General features: G+C 54.7%; 1 rRNA gene. It reads left to right on the forward strand.

Annotated features, from left to right (window positions below):
- Positions 1-685: ribosomal RNA gene (locus tag OKC41_RS21050) — 23S ribosomal RNA — on the forward strand; the annotation flags it as partial.
- Positions 686-704: the final 19 nt, after the last annotated feature.

Genomic DNA, 704 nt, shown 5'->3' on the forward strand with positions numbered 1-704 from the left:
CGCGGACAGTGCCTGGTGGGTAGTTTGACTGGGGCGGTCTCCTCCCAAAGAGTAACGGAGGAGCACGAAGGTTGGCTAATCCTGGTCGGACATCAGGAGGTTAGTGCAATGGCATAAGCCAGCTTAACTGCGAGACGGACAGGTCGAGCAGGTACGAAAGTAGGTCATAGTGATCCGGTGGTTCTGAATGGAAGGGCCATCGCTCAACGGATAAAAGGTACTCCGGGGATAACAGGCTGATACCGCCCAAGAGTTCATATCGACGGCGGTGTTTGGCACCTCGATGTCGGCTCATCACATCCTGGGGCTGAAGTCGGTCCCAAGGGTATGGCTGTTCGCCATTTAAAGTGGTACGCGAGCTGGGTTCAGAACGTCGTGAGACAGTTCGGTCCCTATCTGCCGTGGGCGTTGGATGATTGAAGGGAGTTGCTCCTAGTACGAGAGGACCGGAGTGAACGAACCTCTGGTGTTCGGGTTGTCACGCCAGTGGCACTGCCCGGTAGCTAAGTTCGGAATCGATAACCGCTGAAAGCATCTAAGCGGGAAGCGAGCCCTGAGATGAGTCATCCCTGACCCCTTGAGGGTCCTAAAGGGCCGTTGGAGACCACAACGTTGATAGGTGGGGTGTGTAAGCGTAGCGATACGTTGAGCTAACCCATACTAATTACCCGTGAGGCTTAACCATACAACACCCAAGAAGTGTT

The sequence above is a fragment of the Aeromonas sp. QDB17 genome (assembly GCF_027705305.1).
In the GTDB taxonomy this organism is placed as follows: domain Bacteria; phylum Pseudomonadota; class Gammaproteobacteria; order Enterobacterales; family Aeromonadaceae; genus Aeromonas; species Aeromonas caviae.